Origin of the sequence: Bradyrhizobium brasilense, assembly GCF_029714345.1 — a bacterium.
Taxonomy (GTDB): Bacteria; Pseudomonadota; Alphaproteobacteria; order Rhizobiales; family Xanthobacteraceae; genus Bradyrhizobium; species Bradyrhizobium australafricanum.
In genome coordinates this window covers 7,526,133-7,541,074 of sequence record NZ_CP121669.1, presented here as the reverse complement: position 1 = coordinate 7,541,074, position 14,942 = coordinate 7,526,133, and the positions used below count along the sequence as shown (strand labels likewise).

Here is a 14,942-nt window from a genome sequence, read left to right as displayed (position 1 = left end):
ATGTGTCTTTCGGTCCCGGCAAAGATTTCGAAAATTCTTCCCGACGATATGGCGATCGTATCCATCGATGGTGTCAGCTTGGAAATATCGATCGCTCTCGTCGAGGAGCTCGATGTCGGCGACAGCGTTCTTGTCCATGTCGGCTACGCGCTATCCAAGATCGACCCGACAGAAGCCAAGCGCACGTTGGAGCTCCTGCAGGAACTAGGAAGTGCAGGGCAGGAACCCCGATCATGAAATATGCCGATGAATTTCGTGACAAGACCATCGCACAGGGGCTCGCGCGGGCGATTGGCGCCGAAGCCGGTCCGCGACGGGCTTACCGGTTCATGGAATTCTGCGGCGGGCACACTCATGCGATCTCCCGCTACGGCCTCGAGGATTTGTTGCCTGCGAACGTTCGCATGATCCACGGGCCCGGTTGTCCGGTCTGCGTTCTGCCCGCCAGCCGGATCGACATGGCGATCCGGCTCGTCGAGCGTCCGGAGGTCACTCTATGCGTGTATGGCGACCTGATGCGCGCGCCCGGGTCGCAGGGGCAGTCCCTGATGCGCGCCAAAGCGCTCGGCGCAGACATTCGGATGGTCTATTCGACGCTCGACGCTATCCGGCTCGCCGAACAGGTGCCAAACAGGGAGGTGGTCTTCTTTGCCATCGGATTTGAGACCACGACGCCCCCGACGGCGGTGATGGTCCGGATTGCCGAAAAGAAGCGGCTGAGGAGCCTCAGCGTGTTCTGCAACCACGTGCTTACGCCCTCTGCGATGCACAGCATTCTCGAGAACCCGAAGATACGCAACATCGGTGGGGTCGCAATCGATGGCTTCGTTGGTCCTGCACATGTCAGTACGATCATCGGTACGCAGCCTTACGAGCCCTTGGTGCAACAATTCGGTAAGCCGATCGTCATCGCGGGATTTGAACCGCTCGACGTGATGCAGGCCATCCTGATGCTGGTGCGGCAGGTGAACGAAGGCCGCTACGAGGTGGAGAACCAATACAGCCGTGCGGTGACGCGCCAAGGCAATCGTCGCGCCAAGGACGAGGTCTCGCAGGTATTCGAACTGCGTGAACAGTTCGAGTGGCGAGGGCTTGGGCTCGTCCCCAACAGCGGACTGAAGCTGAAGCGGGCTTATGCCGGATTTGATGCCGAGGCGCGCTTTGCGATGCACGAACTGCGTGTCGCCGACAATCCGGCATGCGAGTGCTGCGCGATCCTGCGCGGCGCCAAGCGGCCGGTTGACTGCAAGCTGTTTGGAACCGTCTGCACGCCGGAAACACCCGTTGGGTCCTGCATGGTTTCCTCGGAAGGCGCTTGTGCCGCGTATTGGACCTACGGCCGAGTTCGCGATGATCAGGTAAGGCGATTGTCATGAGCGTCAAGGATTATCATGGCAAGCTCGACGTCGAGAACGGACGCGTTGATCTTTCCCACGGATCCGGGGGGCGCGCCATGGCACAATTGATCTCCGGCCTTTTTCACCAAGCCTTCGGTAATGAATGGCTCGCCCGCTGCAATGATCAGTCGGCGTTTGAGGTTGCGGCAGGCAGGATGGTGATGACGACCGACGGCTATGTGGTCTCGCCACTGTTCTTTCCCGGCGGCAATATCGGGTCATTGGCTGTGCACGGCACGATAAATGACGTCGTGATGGCCGGCGCGCGTCCGCTCTATCTGTCGGCTAGCTTCATCATCGAGGAGGGTTTTCGGTTTTCGGATCTAAGGACGATTGCGCAGTCGATGGGCGCGGCGGCGCGCGGTGCCGGCGTTTACATCATCACTGGGGACACCAAGGTCGTCGAGCGCGGCAAGGCGGATGGGTTGTTCATCTCTACGACCGGGATCGGGGTTCTGGCCGATGGGCTCGATCTGTCCGCCGACAAAGCAAGGATCGGGGACCGTGTGCTGGTGTCGGGCAGCCTTGGCGATCATGGGGTGGCGATCATGTCAACGCGCCAGAACGCCGCTCTTCAAGTTGAGATCGTCTCGGATTCAGCATCGCTGCACGACTTGGTGGCCGTCATGATGGCGGCTGGCGGGCGCGGCATCCACGTGATGCGTGACCCCACGCGCGGCGGTCTTGCCGCCACCCTCAACGAGATTGCGCATCAATCTGGCCTCGGGTTCCGTCTGCAGGAAGCGGCCATTCCGGTAAAGCCTGCGGTTGCGGCCACCTGCGAACTCCTCGGGCTTGATCCGATCCATGTCGCTAATGAGGGCAAGCTCGTTGCGATCGTCGCGCCTGATGTGGCTGATGCCGTGCTTGCAGCCATGAAGGCGCATCCGCTCGGATGCGATGCAGCCGATATTGGCGAGGCCGTAGCTGACGATCACAAATTTGTGCAAATGGCGACCAGTTTCGGCGGCGGACGAATTATCGGTTGGTTGTCAGGCGAACAATTGCCTCGGATCTGCTGACACGCCACACCCATTTGCGGGGAGCATGAGGGAACGATGGTTAAGCTCAGCGAGCATGGTCGTCTCAATCCGCTTCGTACCTGCTTGTTTGAAATCCTGCGTGGCCGATCAAAGATCGCCGAATTCCTGCGCCATTTAGGCGCCTGCCTCGCAATATCGCTGCGCTCTTGCGATTAAAAAGCCTTCCAGGCAGGGAGTTGTCAAATGAAGGTCGGAGTCCCCAAGGAAATCAAGGCGCACGAATATCGCGTGGGCCTTACCCCTGGAGCCGTCCGCGAATATGTGGCAGCGGGCCACCGCGTGATGATCGAGACCAATGCCGGCGCCGGCATTGGTGCAACCGATGACGATTATCGCGCCGCCGGCGCAACGATTCTGGATTCCGCAGGCGAGATATTTGCATCGAGCGAGATGATCGTAAAGGTTAAGGAGCCTCAGCCGTCCGAATTGAGCCAGCTGCGCGAGAGCCAGATCCTCTTCACTTACCTGCATCTGGCGCCGGACCCGGAGCAGGCCAAGGGGCTCCTGAAATCTGGGTGCACCGCGATCGCTTATGAGACCGTAACTGATGCCCATGGTGGTCTTCCACTGCTGGCGCCGATGAGCGAGGTCGCGGGTAGGCTTGCGATCGAAGCTGCGGGTAGTGCGCTGAAGCGCAGTGCAGGCGGACGAGGGCTGTTGATCGGTGGAGTGCCCGGTGTTCAGCCGGCTCGGATCGTGGTGATCGGAGGCGGCGTCGTCGGCACGCACGCCGCACGCATGGCGGTCGGTTTGGGCGCGGAGGTCACCATCATCGACCGTTCGATACCCCGGCTCCGCGAGTTGGACGAGCTATTCGAAGGGCGCGTTCGTTCCAGATTTTCCACCATCGAATCCGTGGAGGAGGAGGTATTTGCGGCCGATGTGGTCATTGGTGCGGTGCTCGTTCCAGGAGCGAGCGCGCCGAAGCTGGTCCGCCGGAGCATGCTGAGCTCAATGCGCAAAAGGGCGGTCATCGTCGATGTCGCTATCGATCAAGGCGGCTGCTTTGAGACATCGCACCCAACCACTCACGCTGATCCAACTTACGAAGTGGATGGCATCATTCATTACTGCGTGGCGAATATGCCCGGCGCTGTGCCGCTAACCTCGAGCCAGGCACTGAACAACGCTACGCTGCCGTTTGGTTTGGCTCTGGCCAACAAGGGCTTTTCCGCCGTGCTCGAGAATCCGCACCTGCGCGCGGGCCTCAATGTCCATCGGGGCCGGCTGACTTACAAGGCGGTTGCCGAGAGTCTCGGGCTCCCCTTCTCTCCGATCGAACAGGCTGCGGCCTGATTCCCAGAGGCCCACACGGGCGTTTCCTCCCTGACTTGGGCCACCCTTCGGGGTGGCTTTTTTTCGGCTCATTCGATCTGCTCAGTCCTGCCGGCATTCCTTTAGTGCGCGGAACGAAGCCGAGGGATCACCAGACGCGCTTGGCTTTCCCTCGTCCCCGTGATGCGAGCCAAGTACTTCCGTCCTCTACAGGGAAAGCAGGTTTTCCGGTAATCCGCGGGCATCGAACATTGCCTGCCGCGGCTCGCCCAGAGGGACCGCGATCATCGAAGCGACCTTTGTTTGCGCGATCGGGCACGACGTTTTCTGGCTGTGCTGTGGAGAGGCGAACTGGGCTGGCGAACACGGCCTCATCGGCCGACCGCCGCCGGATCGGCCCTGCGCTCCAACTATGCGTCGAAATCAAGCTGCCGTGAGGCCAATTGTAGCATTTGCGACAACCGTTGAGGCGGCGTCATGCAATTGGAAATAGCCGAGACAAATCAAGCTCAGGCTCTTTGGCATAAGACTTGAAAGCAAGAAGCGGTTCGCACTTTGCTTATGGAATCGCAGTAATGGCCTACAAGATAATCGCGTCCCAGTGCACCGTCTGTGGCGCGTGTGAGTTCGAATGTCCCAACGCGGCGATCAGCCTGAAGAACGATATATATGTGATCAATCCGGCCCAGTGCACTCAATGTGAGGGTCATTTTGAGGCGCCGCAATGCGCTGTCGTTTGCCCAGTGCCCGACACCTGCGTGCCGGCATGAGGTCGCCGATGAGGGGAACTCCGGCGCAAAGCAGGATGAAGACTCTAGCGACGGCTCTCTGGGGTGGGGGCCTGATCCTCTCACCCGCTGATCCCGCGTTGGCCATGACTTGCGCGATCAGCTTAGAGGTCGCGCGGGGCAATCATCGCCGGCTGGAGTGTTCCGTGTGGGAGCGGAGTAGACAATGGTAGCTGTACAAGAGACGGTCGAGCGCGTCCGGCGCATCGACGTCGACCAGTATCGATATGGGTTTGAGACGCTGATCGAGTCCGACAAGGCCCCGAAGGGGCTGTCGGAAGACACCGTCCGCTTCATCTCCGCAAAGAAGAATGAACCGGCCTGGATGCTGGAATGGCGCCTGGAGGCGTATCGCCGCTGGCTGACCATGACCGAGCCGACCTGGGCGCGCGTCGACTACCCGAAGATCGACTACCAGGACATCTACTACTACGCGGCGCCGAAGCCGAAGAAGACGCTGTCCTCGATCGACGAGATCGATCCGGAAATCCTCAAGACCTACGAGAAGCTCGGTATCCCCTTGCGCGAGGTCGCGATCCTCGAGGGCGTCGAGCCGCCGCCCGGCGGCGAGCAGACGCCGAACCGCAAGATCGCGGTCGATGCTGTGTTCGACTCGGTCTCGGTCGCGACCACCTTCCAGAAGGAGCTGAAGGCGGCCGGCGTGATCTTCATGCCGATCTCGGAGGCGATCCGCGAGCATCCCGAGCTGGTGCAGAAATATCTCGGCACCGTGGTGCCGACCTCGGACAATTACTTCGCGACATTGAATTCGGCGGTGTTCTCCGACGGCTCGTTCGTCTACGTGCCGCCGGGCGTGCGCTGCCCGATGGAGCTGTCGACCTATTTCCGCATCAACGAGCGCAACACCGGCCAGTTCGAGCGCACGCTGATCATCGCCGACAAGGGCTCCTACGTCTCCTATCTCGAGGGCTGCACCGCGCCGCAGCGCGACGAGAACCAGCTGCACGCCGCCGTGGTCGAGCTCGTCACGCTCGACGATGCCGAGATCAAGTATTCGACGGTGCAGAACTGGTACCCGGGCAATTCGGAAGGCAAGGGCGGCATCTACAATTTCGTCACCAAGCGTGGCGACTGCCGTGGTCGCAATTCGAAGATCTCCTGGACCCAGGTCGAGACCGGTTCGGCGATCACCTGGAAATATCCGAGCTGCATCCTGCGCGGCGACAATTCGAGCGGCGAATTCTACTCGATCGCGATCTCGAACGGTTTCCAGCAGGTCGATAGCGGCACCAAGATGATTCACCTCGGCAAGAACACGTCGAGCCGGATCATCTCCAAGGGCATCGCGGCCGGCAAGTCGCAGAACACCTATCGCGGCCTTGTCAGCGCGCACCGTAAAGCCACCGGCGCGCGCAACTACACTGCCTGCGACTCGCTTCTGATCGGCGACAAATGCGGCGCGCACACCGTGCCTTATGTCGAGGCCAAGAATTCCTCGGCGACGTTCGAGCATGAAGCGACGACGTCGAAGATTTCCGAGGACGTGCTGTTCTACTGCGTGCAGAGAGGCTTGAGCGAGCAACAGGCCACTGGCCTCGTCGTCAACGGTTTCGCGACAGACGTGCTGCAAAAGTTGCCGATGGAGTTCGCGGTGGAAGCGCAGAAGTTGATCTCTATCTCGCTCGAGGGATCCGTCGGGTAACTAAACGTTTCCGCGAGCCCTTGCGATTGCGGCTTGCGTTCTGGATGACGCATTTCAGGGGCAGGTTAAAATGGCGCTACTCGAAGTCCGAGATTTGCATGTTGGTATCGAGGGCTGCGAAATTCTTCGCGGCCTCGATCTTGCGGTCAATGCGGGTGAGGTGCACGCGATCATGGGGCCGAACGGCTCCGGAAAGTCCACGCTCAGTCACGTTATCTCCGGCAAGCCCGGCTATCAAGTTAGCGCTGGCCAAATCCTATTCAACGGTGAGGACCTGCTCGCGATGGAAGCAAGCGAGCGCGCCACTAGGGGCGTATTTCTTGCCTTCCAATATCCGGTGGAAATTCCCGGGGCGACCACCATGACCTTCCTGCGCGCGGCGCTGAACGCCCAGCGTAAGGCGCGAGCACAAACGGAATTCTCCACCCCCGATTTTATAAAACGCGTTCGCGAGGTTGCTAATTCGCTCAATATACCGCAAGGCATGCTCAAGCGCGGCCTCAATGTCGGATTTTCCGGCGGCGAGAAGAAACGCAACGAGATTTTGCAGATGGCGCTGCTCGAACCGAGCCTGTGCATCCTGGATGAGATAGATTCCGGCCTCGACATTGACGCGCTGCGGATTGTCGCGGGTGGCATCAACTCTCTGCGTTCGTCGGAGCGCGCGATGATTGTAATCAGCCACTATCGGCGGCTTCTCGACTACATCGTGCCGGACGTTGTCCACGTGATGTCGAAAGGGCAGATAAGAAAGAGCGGCGGAAAAGAACTCGCAATGGAGCTTGAGGCTTGTGGCTACGCACAATTCGAAGACGCGGCGTGACCGCGCACGAGAGTTCCCGATGAAGCAGGTTGTGACCAAAACCGCCGCCGGGCGCGCAACGGACAATGTCTTTGCCGCGGCGCATGGACGGCTGCCTGGCTCCGGGCTCGTCGCTCATATCCGTGCGAGGGCGTTCGAAGCCTACGAGCGTGCCGGCCTCCCGCATCGGCGGATCGAGGCCTGGAAATACACCGACCTGCGCGCGCTGATGCGCGAGGTGCTGCCGCTCGCTCCGCGACCCGATGCGGCTGCGCTGGTGCGCGCAGCGGCGTCGGTTAAGCAAACAGCAGTCGATCGGGCGGTCAAACTCGTCTTGGTGGATGGTGTATTCGTACCGGAGCTTTCCGATGTGGACAGTCTGGAAGACGGGGTCGCTGTGCGGTCGCTCCGAGAGGTCCTGGAAGATACGACCGACAGCGCGATGGCCGGCCTGGTGCTGTCGACGACGACTGATGCGGTGATCTCGCTCAATGCGGCAATGGCGACCGATGGCTTGGTGATTACGATTGCTGACGGCGAAGCGGTGAAGCGTCCGCTTCAGATCGTTCACGTCACGACCGGATCGTTGGTGTCCAACTTCACGCGTTCCTATCTGCAACTTGGCCAAGGCGCGCATGCGGCCTTAGTGGAGAGTTTCGTCTCGGTTGAAGGCGCGAGCGGCTATCAGACCAACGATGCGACAATTGCCCTGGTTGGTGACGAGGCGAACCTGTCGCATATCCGACTGGCGGCCGACGCCGCTGACGCCGTGCATATCTCATCAAGCATCATCGCGGTCGGCGCCAGGGCGAAGCTGGATCTCTTCAGCATGACCTGCAGCGGCTCCGTCAGTCGCTACCAGGGATTCGTCACGCTGACTGGCGAGGGATCCAAGCTCTCGGCGAACGCCGTCAATCTCATCAGGCACAAGCAGCACGTCGACACGACAATGGTCGTCGATCACGCCGTGCCACATTGCACCAGTCGGGAGAAGTTCCATGCGGTCATCGACGAATGCGGCCGTTCGGTGCTCCAAGGCCAGATTGTCGTTCGCCCTGGCGCGCAGAAGGCGGACGCCACGCTGACGACGCGAGCGCTGCTTCTGTCTGACGAGGCCCGGGCCGACAATAAGCCTGAACTCGTAATTTTGGCCGACGACGTGACTTGCGGCCACGGATCGACATCAGGTGCGCTGGACAGTGCTCTCGTATTTTATCTGCGTGCTCGTGGTCTATCCGAAAAGGACGCGCAGGCATTGTTGATTACAGCATTCCTGGGCGAGGCGATCGAGGAAATCGCCCCAGAGAGCCTGCGCGATTTCGTGACCGCGCAAACTGAACACTGGATGCAGGCGCGGAGATGAGCGTGCATCCCGCGATGAGCAATGGCAGGTACGAGGTCAACCGTCTACGTGCAGACTTTCCTGCGCTGAGCATGACGGTTTATGGCAGGCCGCTGGTCTATCTCGACAATGCCGCCTCGGCTCAGAAGCCGAAGGCGGTACTTGACCGCATGATGCAGGTCTACTCAAGCGAATATGCCAACGTTCATCGCGGTTTGCACTACCTCGCTAACGCTGCGACCGAGGCGTATGAAGGCGCGCGTGCCAAGCTGGCGCAATTTGTGAACGCCCGTCTAAACGAAGAGATCATCTTCACCCGCAGCGCCACCGAGGCAATCAATCTGGTCGCCCAGACCTTCGGCCGTGAACGCGTCACCCCGGGGGATGAGATCGTTCTCTCGATGATGGAACATCATTCCAACATCGTGCCGTGGCATTTTCTCAGAGAGCGCCACGGTGCGGTGATCAAATGGGCACCAGTGGATGATGACGGCAACTTCCTGCTGGATGCCTTTGAGCAGCTCCTGACCCGGCGCACCAAGATGGTTGCGATCACACAAATGTCCAATGCTCTGGGGACCGTCTTACCGGTAAAGGAGGTGGTGAGGATCGCGCACGCTCGCGGTATCCCGGTGCTGATCGATGGTTCGCAAGGATGCGTCCATCTGAACGCCGACGTCTGCGACATCGATTGCGATTTCTACGTGATGACGGGCCACAAACTCTATGGTCCGACCGGCATCGGCGTGCTCTACGGCAAATCTGAGCATCTGGCGTTGATGCCACCCTTCAATGGCGGGGGCGAAATGATCCGTGAGGTCTCACGTACCGGCGTCATCTATGGTGATCCGCCGCACCGCTTCGAGGCGGGTACGCCACCGATCGTCGAGGCGGTCGGTCTGGGGACGGCTGTGGACTACATCAATTCAATAGGCAAGAAGCAGATCCGCGAGCACGAAAGCGCACTGCTTGCTTACGCTCAGCAGCAGCTGGCGGACATCAACTCCGTGCGCTTGATCGGGACACCAGCCGAGAAGGGGCCGATCATCTCCTTTGATATGAAGGGTGCGCATGCGCATGATATTGCCACCGTCATCGACCGCGCAGGTGTGGCGGTGCGGGCAGGGGCCCATTGCGCGATGCCGCTGCTCAAGCGGTTCGGTGTTCTGGCGACATGCCGTGCGTCCTTCGGCCTCTACAACACACGTGAAGAGATTGATACGCTCGTCGGTGCGCTCATCAAGGCGCGGCAGCTGTTCTCGTGAGACGGCGAGTGTGCCAAGTCTAAGTGGCTAGGGAGCTTGCATCGAACTCGGCGGGCGATGACGTCATGCACAAGACCATCATCGTCTTCGCTGAAGGTAAGCATCCGTCGTGCCCGGCAGCATAGATGGTATTGGCAAGCCGGAGCCGCCAGCCACCCGCTCGTCCATGTTAGCAGCCGTCCCGCCGAGCGCGATCGCAAAATCTTGCAATCGGCGGCAACTTCGCGTCTTCGAGAACTGCGCGGCGCAACTTCGCGCATAGCCGGCACTTGTTCCATTTCGAACAGGGTCAACGAAGAGGTCTCCGCGCAAAGCGCGATGTCGCGTTCGCAACAACAACCAGCCTCATCGGACGAGCCGCGCTAACTGTGTCTATTTGTTCTGGTTTTTGCGCTCCCGACGGACTGGCATGCTCGTTGCAAAAGTCTTGGTCAGCAAGAAGCACTTCTAACCGCTAACCCTTGAAGGACATCAGCATGAGTCTCGCCACGACCCAGAGCATTGCAGAAATCAGGGCTCGTAACAAACAGCTGATCGACGAGGTGCTGAAGGTCTATCCAGAGAAGACCGCGAAGCGGCGTGCCAAGCATCTCAACGTTCACCAGTCCGGGAAGTCCGATTGCGGAGTCAAGTCCAACATAAAATCCATACCTGGTGTGATGACGATCAGAGGCTGCGCCTATGCAGGATCCAAGGGGGTGGTCTGGGGGCCGATCAAGGACATGGTCCATATCAGCCACGGCCCGGTTGGCTGCGGCCAGTATTCGTGGGGCTCGCGTCGTAACTATTACGTTGGCACAACGGGCATCGATAGTTTTGTAACCCTGCAATTCACCTCCGATTTCCAGGAGAAGGACATCGTATTCGGTGGCGACAAGAAGCTGGTCAAAGTCCTTGACGAAATCCAGGAGCTTTTCCCGCTCAACCACGGCATCACCATCCAATCGGAATGCCCGATCGGATTGATCGGGGACGACATCGAGGCCGTGTCAAGGTCGAAATCCAAGGAATATGGCGGCAAGACCATCGTGCCTGTCCGCTGTGAGGGCTTTCGCGGCGTGTCGCAGTCGCTTGGCCACCACATCGCCAACGACGCGGTGCGCGATTGGATTTTCGACAAGCTCGACCCCGACGGCAAACCAAAGTTCGAGCCGACGCCCTACGATGTTGCGATCATTGGTGACTACAATATCGGCGGCGACGCCTGGTCATCGCGAATTCTGCTGGAGGAAATGGGGCTGCGGGTGATTGCACAGTGGTCCGGCGACGGTTCACTCGCCGAGCTCGAAGCAACGCCGAAGGCGAAGCTCAACATTCTGCATTGCTACCGTTCGATGAACTACATCTCGCGTCATATGGAGGAGAAATTCGGTATCCCCTGGTGCGAGTACAACTTCTTCGGACCTTCAAAGATCGCAGAATCGCTGCGCAAGATTGCCGGCTATTTCGACGACAAGATCAAGGAGGGTGCCGAGCGGGTGATCGAAAAGTACCAGCCGCTGGTGAACGCCGTGATCGCAAAATATCGCCCGCGCCTGCAGGGCAAGACGGTGATGCTGTACGTCGGCGGGCTTCGTCCGCGTCATGTGATTGGCGCCTACGAGGACCTCGGCATGGAAGTCGTGGGAACCGGATACGAGTTCGGTCATAACGATGACTATCAGCGCACCGCCCAGCATTATGTAAAGGACAGCACGCTCATCTACGACGACGTCAACGGCTATGAGTTCGAGCGCTTCGTCGAAAAGCTTCAGCCTGATCTGGTCGGCTCGGGCATCAAGGAAAAGTACATTTTCCAAAAGATGGGTGTGCCGTTCCGGCAGATGCATTCCTGGGACTATTCGGGCCCATATCACGGCTATGACGGCTTTGCGATCTTTGCTCGCGACATGGACATGGCTGTCAACTCGCCGATCTGGAAGAAGATGAAAGCACCTTGGAAGGAAGCCTCGAAAGCCAAGCTCTTGGCTGCAGAATAACAAGCACTCGCTTCCACAATAGAGCAACCGATCCCGCTCTCTGCGGAGAGTTGGGCGACATCAATTTCGATAGTGAAGGATCCTAACATGGCGCAGAGTGCAGAACATGTGCTCGATCATCTCGAACTGTTCCGCGGTCCAGAATACCAACAAATGCTGGCCGACAAGAAGTTGTTCGAAAATCCCCGCGATCCTGCCGAGGTCGAACGTATCAAGGAATGGACGAAAACCCCCGAATATCGCGAGAAGAATTTCGCGCGGGAGGCGCTTGCGGTAAATCCGGCCAAAGCCTGCCAGCCGCTTGGCGCCGTTTTCGTCTCAGTCGGTTTTGAGGGCACGCTGCCCTTCGTCCATGGCTCGCAAGGCTGCGTGGCCTATTACCGCAGCCATCTGTCGCGGCACTTTAAGGAGCCGAGCTCCTGCGTGTCTTCGTCGATGACGGAAGACGCCGCTGTGTTCGGGGGGCTGAACAATATGATCGACGGCCTCGCCAACAGCTACAACATGTACAAACCCAAGATGATTGCGGTCTCGACGACCTGCATGGCTGAGGTAATCGGCGATGACCTCAACGCCTTCATCAAGACGTCGAAGGAAAAAGGCTCGGTTCCGGCAGAGTTCGACGTGCCGTTCGCACATACGCCGGCGTTCGTCGGCAGCCACGTCACGGGCTACGACAACGCACTCAAGGGCATTCTCGAGCATTTTTGGGACGGCAAGGCCGGAACGGCGCCGAAGCTGGAGCGCAAGCCAAATGAGGCAATCAACATCATCGGCGGCTTTGATGGCAATACCGTTGGAAATCTTCGCGAGATCAAGCGAATCTTGGCATTGATGGGCATCGAACATACGATTCTCGCCGATAACTCTGAAGTCTTCGATACCCCGACCGATGGCGAGTTCCGGATGTATGACGGCGGCACCACGCTGGAAGACGCGGCGAATGCGATTCACGCCAAGGCGACAATCTCCATGCAGCAATGGTGTACGGAAAAAACGCTGCCGTTCGTGTCCGAGCATGGCCAGGACGTCGTGTCTTTCAATTACCCGGTAGGTGTGTCCGCAACAGATGATTTTCTCGTGGCGTTGTCACACATCAGCGGCAAGGAGATTCCGGAGGAACTCGCGCGAGAGCGCGGCCGCTTGGTTGATGCCATTGCGGACTCAAGCGCGCATATCCATGGCAAGAAGTTCGCGATCTATGGCGATCCGGATCTCTGCTATGGGTTGGCTGCCTTTCTGCTCGAACTCGGCGCCGAACCGACCCATGTGCTGTCCACCAATGGCAACAAGGCGTGGCAGGAAAAAATGCAGGCCCTGTTTGCAAGCTCGCCATTTGGTCAGGCCTGCCAGGCCTATCCGGGGCGGGACCTCTGGCACATGCGCTCGCTCCTGTTCACGGAGCCGGTTGACTTTCTGATTGGCAATACACACGGCAAGTACCTGGAACGGGACACGGGAACGCCACTGATCCGAATCGGGTTTCCAATTTTTGATCGGCATCACCATCACCGCTCCCCTGTGTGGGGTTATCAGGGCGGCCTGAATGTACTGGTGAAGATCCTCGACAAGATCTTCGATGAAATCGACAAGAAGACCAATGTTCTTGGCAAGACTGACTATAGCTTCGACATCATTCGTTGATGGCGGAGAGTGCGCGTGCCGTCGCCGGAACACTCGCCGATGGCGCGCGTGCAAGATGGTCGGCAGAGAGTTGCTTTCGCAGAGAGGAAAAAGCTGATGAGTTCGCTAGCGGCCACGGTCCAGGATATCTTCAGCGAGCCGGGCTGCGCCAAGAATGGCAATAAGTCGGAGGCTGAGCGCAAGAAGGGTTGCACCAAGCAACTGCAGCCGGGCAGCGCTGCGGGCGGGTGTGCCTTCGACGGCGCCAAGATTGCGCTGCAGCCCTTTACCGATGTCGCTCACCTCGTGCATGGTCCGATCGCATGCGAAGGCAATTCTTGGGACAATCGCGGCGCGGCGTCCTCCGGCTCTAGTCTGTGGCGCACGGCATTCACAACCGATATGAGCGAAACCGATATCGTATTTGGGGGCGAGAAGCGGCTCTGCAAAGCGATCAAAGAGATCATCGACAAGCACGACCCGCCCGCAATCTTCGTCTATCAGACCTGCATCCCGGCCATGATCGGCGACGATATCAACGCGGTCTGCAAGGCGGCGTCTCAAAGGTTCGGCAAGCCGGTGATTCCGATCAATTCCCCGGGGTTCGTTGGTTCCAAGAACCTCGGTAACAAGCTCGCCGGCGAGGCCTTGCTCGACTATGTAATCGGAACGCAGGAGCCGGACTACGCCACGCCGTACGATGTAAACCTGATCGGAGAATTTAATCTCTCGGGAGAGCTCTGGCAGGTAAAGCCGTTGTTCGAAGAGCTTGGCATCCGGATTCTGTCTTGCATCTCGGGCGATGGCAAATATCGCGAAGTCGCTTCATCCCATCGCGCACGGGCAGCGATGCTGGTGTGCTCGAAGGCCATGGTCAACGTCGCACGCAAGATGGAGGAACGCTACGGGATCCCGTTCTTCGAAGGGTCGTTCTACGGTATTCAGGATTCGAGCTATTCGCTGCGCCAGATTGCCCGCTTATTGGTTGAACGTGGCGCGCCACAAGAGCTGCTCGGGCGCACCGAAGCGGTGATCGCACGCGAGGAGGCGAGAGCGTGGGCTGCGATCGAGCCGTACAAGCCACGATTCAAAGGCAAGAAGGCGTTATTGATTACCGGCGGCGTCAAGTCATGGTCGGTCGTTGCGGCGCTACAGGAAGCCGGCCTCGAAATGGTCGGAACCAGTGTGAAGAAGTCGACGAGGGAGGACAAGGAACGCATCAAGCTGCTCATGGGGCAAGATGCCCACATGATCGAGGATATGACGCCGCGCGAAATGTACAGGATGTTGAAGGACGCCAAAGCGGACATCATGCTCTCGGGCGGCAAATCGCAGTTTGTTGCACTGAAGGCGGCGATGCCCTGGCTCGATGTCAACCAGGAGCGTTGCTACGCCTATATGGGCTATGTCGGAATGGTCAAGCTGGTGGAGGAGATCGATAAGTCGCTCTCCAACCCGATGTGGGAGCAGCTACGTCGACCGGCGCCATGGGAGGCGTTGGCCAAGACGATGGTGCAGATGCAATCGCCGGTGGCAGCGATCGCGCGCGATCCGGCGCTCGCCGAAGCGGCGCGGCGCGCGAGAAAGATCTGCTCCTGCAACACGGTCGATCTCGGCACGATCGAAGATGCAATCTACGCGCATGGCCTGAAGAGCGTCGAGGCAGTCAGAAGTCACACCAATGCCGTCGGTGGCTGCTGCAAGCGACGCATCGAGGACGTCCTGGCGTCCGCGCCGCCCGCCGGGCTGCAGGCCGCCGAATAGG

Annotated in this window: 12 protein-coding genes; all 12 read left to right on the top strand. The window is 59.3% G+C overall.

Features of this window, described 5'->3' with window-relative positions; translation table 11 throughout:
- The 12 genes from QA635_RS34790 (at position 1) to nifE (ending at position 14,941) form a co-directional block, all read left to right on the top strand.
- Positions 1–237, top strand: coding sequence for a HypC/HybG/HupF family hydrogenase formation chaperone (locus QA635_RS34790; RefSeq protein WP_283064232.1), 237 nt, complete (start codon positions 1–3; stop codon positions 235–237).
- Positions 234–1,376, top strand: coding sequence for a hydrogenase formation protein HypD (gene hypD / locus QA635_RS34785; protein WP_283064231.1), 1,143 nt, complete (start codon positions 234–236; stop codon positions 1,374–1,376). Before QA635_RS34790 ends, hypD begins: the two co-directional genes overlap by 4 nt.
- Positions 1,373–2,419 (top strand): hydrogenase expression/formation protein HypE, encoded by a 1,047-nt coding sequence (gene hypE / locus QA635_RS34780; protein WP_425249090.1) that lies wholly within the window; start codon positions 1,373–1,375, stop codon positions 2,417–2,419. Before hypD ends, hypE begins: the two co-directional genes overlap by 4 nt.
- A 204-nt stretch (positions 2,420–2,623) precedes the next feature.
- Positions 2,624–3,736: an alanine dehydrogenase gene (gene ald, locus QA635_RS34775; RefSeq protein WP_283064230.1), complete on the top strand. Its 1,113-nt coding sequence runs from the start codon at positions 2,624–2,626 to the stop codon at positions 3,734–3,736.
- A gap of 554 nt (positions 3,737–4,290) precedes the next feature.
- Positions 4,291–4,485: a 4Fe-4S binding protein gene (locus tag QA635_RS34770; RefSeq protein ID WP_139481194.1), complete on the top strand. Its 195-nt coding sequence runs from the start codon at positions 4,291–4,293 to the stop codon at positions 4,483–4,485.
- Between the two features lie 184 nt (positions 4,486–4,669).
- Positions 4,670–6,166, top strand: a complete 1,497-nt coding sequence (sufB, locus tag QA635_RS34765; protein ID WP_283064229.1) for a Fe-S cluster assembly protein SufB — start codon at positions 4,670–4,672, stop codon at positions 6,164–6,166.
- A 70-nt stretch (positions 6,167–6,236) separates the two neighbouring features.
- Entirely contained in the window at positions 6,237–6,989 is a 753-nt protein-coding gene (gene sufC / locus QA635_RS34760) for a Fe-S cluster assembly ATPase SufC (protein ID WP_283064228.1), read from the top strand.
- A gap of 19 nt (positions 6,990–7,008) precedes the next feature.
- Entirely contained in the window at positions 7,009–8,331 is a 1,323-nt protein-coding gene (sufD, locus tag QA635_RS34755) for a Fe-S cluster assembly protein SufD (protein ID WP_283064227.1), read from the top strand.
- Positions 8,328–9,575 (top strand): cysteine desulfurase, encoded by a 1,248-nt coding sequence (locus tag QA635_RS34750; protein ID WP_283064226.1) that lies wholly within the window; start codon positions 8,328–8,330, stop codon positions 9,573–9,575. The genes sufD and QA635_RS34750 overlap by 4 nt, the downstream gene beginning before the upstream one ends.
- A gap of 476 nt (positions 9,576–10,051) precedes the next feature.
- The gene (gene nifD / locus QA635_RS34745; protein WP_283064225.1) at positions 10,052–11,554 is read left to right on the top strand and encodes a nitrogenase molybdenum-iron protein alpha chain; all 1,503 of its coding nucleotides are present in this window, start codon (positions 10,052–10,054) and stop codon (positions 11,552–11,554) included.
- Positions 11,555–11,641: 87 nt separating this feature from the next.
- Complete coding sequence (gene nifK / locus QA635_RS34740; RefSeq protein WP_283064224.1) at positions 11,642–13,198, top strand: nitrogenase molybdenum-iron protein subunit beta; 1,557 nt, start codon at positions 11,642–11,644, stop codon at positions 13,196–13,198.
- Between the two features lie 96 nt (positions 13,199–13,294).
- Positions 13,295–14,941 carry a nitrogenase iron-molybdenum cofactor biosynthesis protein NifE gene (gene nifE / locus QA635_RS34735; protein WP_283072001.1) on the top strand — a complete coding sequence of 549 codons (1,647 nt, stop codon included), beginning with the start codon at positions 13,295–13,297 and terminating at the stop codon, positions 14,939–14,941.
- Position 14,942: the final 1 nt, after the last annotated feature.

What these genes read in the sequence shown, in the direction of transcription:
- QA635_RS34750 (WP_283064226.1), top strand. Translation starts at nt 8,328, where the DNA reads ATGAGCGTGCATCCCGCGATGAGCAATGGCAGGTACGAGGTCAACCGT.
- nifD (WP_283064225.1), top strand. Translation starts at nt 10,052, where the DNA reads ATGAGTCTCGCCACGACCCAGAGCATTGCAGAAATCAGGGCTCGTAAC.
- sufC (WP_283064228.1), top strand. Translation starts at nt 6,237, where the DNA reads ATGGCGCTACTCGAAGTCCGAGATTTGCATGTTGGTATCGAGGGCTGC.
- nifK (WP_283064224.1), top strand. Translation starts at nt 11,642, where the DNA reads ATGGCGCAGAGTGCAGAACATGTGCTCGATCATCTCGAACTGTTCCGC.
- sufB (WP_283064229.1), top strand. Translation starts at nt 4,670, where the DNA reads ATGGTAGCTGTACAAGAGACGGTCGAGCGCGTCCGGCGCATCGACGTC.
- QA635_RS34790 (WP_283064232.1), top strand. Translation starts at nt 1, where the DNA reads ATGTGTCTTTCGGTCCCGGCAAAGATTTCGAAAATTCTTCCCGACGAT.
- nifE (WP_283072001.1), top strand. Translation starts at nt 13,295, where the DNA reads ATGAGTTCGCTAGCGGCCACGGTCCAGGATATCTTCAGCGAGCCGGGC.
- sufD (WP_283064227.1), top strand. Translation starts at nt 7,009, where the DNA reads ATGAAGCAGGTTGTGACCAAAACCGCCGCCGGGCGCGCAACGGACAAT.
- ald (WP_283064230.1), top strand. Translation starts at nt 2,624, where the DNA reads ATGAAGGTCGGAGTCCCCAAGGAAATCAAGGCGCACGAATATCGCGTG.
- QA635_RS34770 (WP_139481194.1), top strand. Translation starts at nt 4,291, where the DNA reads ATGGCCTACAAGATAATCGCGTCCCAGTGCACCGTCTGTGGCGCGTGT.
- hypE (WP_425249090.1), top strand. Translation starts at nt 1,373, where the DNA reads ATGAGCGTCAAGGATTATCATGGCAAGCTCGACGTCGAGAACGGACGC.
- hypD (WP_283064231.1), top strand. Translation starts at nt 234, where the DNA reads ATGAAATATGCCGATGAATTTCGTGACAAGACCATCGCACAGGGGCTC.